Below are 3,926 nucleotides of genomic sequence, written 5' to 3' on the forward strand. Positions count from 1 at the left end.
GTCGCCGACGGCACCCCGGACGCGGCCCGCCGGCTGGAGCGCGTGTTGTGGAACGACCCCGCCACCGGCGTGATGCGCCACGCCGACGCCGGCTATGACGAGGCCGTGGATTGCGCCCGCGCGATGGGGCTGGACCTGCCCTCGCTCTGATCGCGGGACGGGCGGGATGGGGTGCGCCCCGGCAAAACGCGGGCCGAAGCCGAAGGGCAGCAATTCGGCATTATTGCACCTGTCACCGTAATTTGTAGCCATAGATTTTGGGCAGGCTGGATTTAGGGGTTATTGGGAAGGGGACTACGAATTTAAATCAACGGCCGGCGGAACCTTATTGAACAAAATCCCTTTTCGTGAATGGTAACGGGGAAATGGTCTACGCAATTGCCGCGGGCGCTTCTGGTCTATATCAATTGGCCCGCGCAGCGCCGAGTGCCTTTCGCAGCCTGGCGGGCCCCGCCAGCGAACTGAACATGGGGGCGCTTGCTGCAGAGAGAACCGGCGTAACTTTTGAAGGCACGCTTTATCGTGCGGTTCCGGAAGGCGGCAATCCGCTAGACATCTCCTACAGCGTTGCCGCCAATGGTCGATACACGGCGCCCGGCCAAGGTGGCCTATACTTCGCGTCGAATGCTCGCACCGTCGAAGCAGAGTTCGTCAACAATGGAAGCTCTCTGACGGGCCGAACACTGCATTCGTTCCAGGAATCTTCGGTCGATAATCTCCTTGATCTGACGAACCCGGCGACGCGGGATGACCTCGGTGTCTCGCTCGGTGACCTAACCCGGACCGGAGGAACGTCTGCTTGGCGGTATGAAGTAACACAGCCTTTGGGCGCTTTCGCCCAACGTAACGGGTATTCCGGTATCATTGCTCCTTCCGCGCAAGCGGATGGTGGTGTAAATCTCATTCTGTTCGGTTCGAAGGGTGTCCGATGACAATGCAACCAAAGCCTGTGCATGGCTCGGTTAGAATCTTGCTTTGCGACGCATGCGGAACGGAGTTCCCGATCTTCGACTTCGAAGTTGAGAGCGACACCGACGCCGTTGGCTTATACTCGGCGGGAACGTGCGATGGAGGGAGACTCCTCTTAATCGATCTCAGTCTTGAGGAATGGAAGGCGGCCCAAGGTGGTAGCCTGAGTGAACTTCCTTTGCGCCTTTCTTCGGTGGTGGACGAAGACTATCGATTGACACATGTATTGCGTGTGGTTCAGCCGGTTTTGCCATCGGCTGGCGGCAGTTTCGCAGAGTTTCGGCAACAGTATAAAGCGCCCACGGTAGTGTATTCGTGCCCGTGCTGCGAGCGCGGCGAGGCGGTGACACGATCGGAGATGACCCCAGCTGATTATGTAAGGACGGGGGGCCAGATTGAGGCGTTGGAGCCTTTAACCCTCGCGCTTTAAATCTTTGCCGAATAAGCTGTTGCCGCAGAGACGACTGGGCGGAGTTTCTCGTTCGGTGAACTTCGAGCGCTTCGCACGGCGGGCCTTACCCGCGAGGAAATTGCGGGGACCGTCGATCTCACGGGCGACATTCAATTGTTCCGTGGAACATCTGCGGGTTGGGTTGGCTCCCCCGGCGCCCAGGCGACGGCTGTTTCAGCATCGACAGACCCCTACGTAGCAACCATATTCGCGCTTGAGGCTCGTGCGCAGGCGGGTGAAGGTGTGCTGCTGTTTGGTAGCCGATCCGAGATTGGGACTTTCGGTCGGGGTAACTGGTTGGCCGCTCAGGAGCGGGAAGTTGGCGTGTTGATGAATGCTGAACAGTTCTCAGCGAAGGCCCCATTCAGCTTTTCTGCCGACAGTGCGCGTGAAATTTTGGCTGACATGGGGATGCCTGCGCTACCTCGTTCGGTGGCAAGTCCGAGCGTGCGCAGTACACTTATTGACGCCGCACCCAAGATGACGCCGGCGCAAATCGCGGAGTTCATGCGCCGTGCAAATTGAGGCAAATCAGATGAGCCTTGAAGAAAAAGAGCTTCTCGTTCGTGCAGTAAAAGCGGAAGCGACGGGTCATTTAATCGTGATCGGAATACCCAATAACGGGAAAACGATTCGCGTAGGTGACATTTTTACGACCCGATACGAAGCGCCTCAGACGGTGGAGGATATACTGGTTGAGCTACCGCGACCCACCCCAACTAACCGGGCGGAAATCGCGCTGACTGTCGTGGCGATAGATTCGATGCGCCAGCAGATCGACGAACTTCCACACGGCGTAACCGGCGCCTTACGCCTCGCTGGCTCGGGCATGGAAAGTGTTGCTCCTAATTGCTTTCTGTTGACGTGAAGTATCCGGATTAGCGCTTCGCTGAATTACGAATTACGGTGACACGTGCAATAATCCCTTTACTCGCTTCGCGCCGCCGCTAGCCTCGGGTCATGGCCGAGCTTCGTCGCATTGTCCTCCCGGGCATCCCGCATCATATCACCCTGCGGGGCAACCGGCGCGAGCGGACCTTCTTCGAGGACGGCTCGTCGATATGGAAGCGCGCACCGGCCTGGCCCTCGCCGCGGCAAAACGCGGGCTGAAGCCGAAGGGCAGCAATTCGGTATTATTGCACCTGTCACCGTAATTCCTATCTCGGTTGAGGATGCGGTAGATCTATCCGGCGATCACAAGGTGGTAACCTACTCTGGTGGCTGACGGTTTCTGGGTTCGGCGTGGTCGAGATCGGCAACTTCTACACCGACGAGGTGACCGGGAGCTACATCGTAGTCGGCGGCAGCACTCCTGCTGACGCAAGGGCCAAGGCCGAAGCATTGATGCGAGACCTTCCGCGGCTGAATATCACTTCCATCCTACGTAACAGCAGCGCCCAGACCATGGCGGGTTCCTACCAGAAACTTGAAACAATGCAGGGCACCGGCATTTCATTTAGTTTTGGCGGCTTCACCAAGGTGGCACCAGTATTTACCAGAAGCTGGGGCCTTAATCTGGAAACCGGTGAGCGACCCTATTCCGGTGATTCCGCTGGGATTGGTGTGACGGTCGGTGGCCCGTCGGGGCAATTCACTTACACGATCTTTTTCGATACACAGAAGAAGAAGCCCTAAGGGAACAGATGGAGACGAGCGCGTTTCGGTTGTCGTTCATGGGAGCCGCCATCGCTGCGGCGGCTCTCGCCCTTCTTCACTTCACGTCGAGAGACCCCAACTCCCCGATGAGCGAGCATGATATCGGCTCGGTTCTTGGCTGCTATCGTGCCGGAAACGACCTAGTAAGGATCGACCGGCACGCGCTTACGGTCGATATCGATGGAAGGGTCTTCGAGACAAACCGCCTCAGCTTCTCCTACGGCAGGCACATCAGCGTGTCCTCGAACGTATTTGTAAGGTATGATGAGCTGCGGAGCCGGTTAACGTTTGAGATTCTCGACCGGGACGTGTCGCTATTTGTGAGAGGCCGCCCCGACGACAGGTATCTCAAGTTCGCCGGACTCAGGATGACGAGGCAGTCCTGTTGAATTGTGATTATCAAATTCCGGGGACACTATACCTAATTCTGGTTTGCAATGTAGGATTCCACCTGCTGAGGTATCGCCGCGCCACGCGCCCGCTCTTTGACCTCGCCGATCCCCCCCCACAATTCAATTACGGTGACACGTGCAATAACTCCTTTACTCGCTTCGCACCGCCGCTAGCCTCGGGTCATAGCCGAGCTTCGTCGCATTGTCCTCCCGGGCATCCCGCATCATATCACCCAGCGGGGCAACCGGCGCGAGCGGACCTTCTTCGAGGACGGCTCGTCGATATGGAAGCGCACACCGGCCCGGCCCTCGCCCCGGCAAAATGCGGGCTGAAGCCGAAGGGCAGCAATTCGGCATTATTGCACGTGTCACCGTAATTCGTTCCAGGGCCTGCCCGCGCGCATCTGCTGGGTCGGGCTGGGGGACCGGCACCGGCTGGGGCTGGCGTTCAACGAGAT

At 58.2% G+C, this 3,926-nt stretch carries 7 protein-coding genes and 1 pseudogene; all 8 read left to right on the top strand.

Annotated features, from left to right (window positions below):
* Positions 1 to 150 (top strand): hypothetical protein (locus OM513_RS20685; protein WP_264946671.1); only part of this gene is annotated, 150 nt, incomplete at its 5' end.
* A gap of 215 nt (positions 151 to 365) precedes the next feature.
* Positions 366 to 932 (top strand): RES family NAD+ phosphorylase, encoded by a 567-nt coding sequence (locus OM513_RS20690; protein WP_264946679.1) that lies wholly within the window; start codon positions 366 to 368, stop codon positions 930 to 932.
* 731 nt (positions 933 to 1,663) lie between these two features.
* Positions 1,664 to 1,945: a hypothetical protein gene (locus tag OM513_RS20695; protein WP_264946680.1), complete on the top strand. Its 282-nt coding sequence runs from the start codon at positions 1,664 to 1,666 to the stop codon at positions 1,943 to 1,945.
* A 10-nt stretch (positions 1,946 to 1,955) separates the two neighbouring features.
* The gene (locus tag OM513_RS20700) at positions 1,956 to 2,288 is read left to right on the top strand and encodes a hypothetical protein (protein WP_264946681.1); all 333 of its coding nucleotides are present in this window, start codon (positions 1,956 to 1,958) and stop codon (positions 2,286 to 2,288) included.
* Between the two features lie 92 nt (positions 2,289 to 2,380).
* Positions 2,381 to 2,530 carry a hypothetical protein gene (locus OM513_RS20705; protein WP_264946682.1) on the top strand — a complete coding sequence of 50 codons (150 nt, stop codon included), beginning with the start codon at positions 2,381 to 2,383 and terminating at the stop codon, positions 2,528 to 2,530.
* Between the two features lie 132 nt (positions 2,531 to 2,662).
* The gene (locus tag OM513_RS20710; protein WP_264946683.1) at positions 2,663 to 3,055 is read left to right on the top strand and encodes a hypothetical protein; all 393 of its coding nucleotides are present in this window, start codon (positions 2,663 to 2,665) and stop codon (positions 3,053 to 3,055) included.
* A gap of 8 nt (positions 3,056 to 3,063) precedes the next feature.
* Complete coding sequence (locus OM513_RS20715; protein WP_264946684.1) at positions 3,064 to 3,465, top strand: hypothetical protein; 402 nt, start codon at positions 3,064 to 3,066, stop codon at positions 3,463 to 3,465.
* A gap of 384 nt (positions 3,466 to 3,849) precedes the next feature.
* Positions 3,850 to 3,926, top strand: a pseudogene (locus tag OM513_RS20720) (hypothetical protein); the annotation flags it as partial.

Source organism: Sphingomonas canadensis (genome assembly GCF_026013525.1).
Taxonomy (GTDB): domain Bacteria; phylum Pseudomonadota; class Alphaproteobacteria; order Sphingomonadales; family Sphingomonadaceae; genus Sphingomonas; species Sphingomonas canadensis.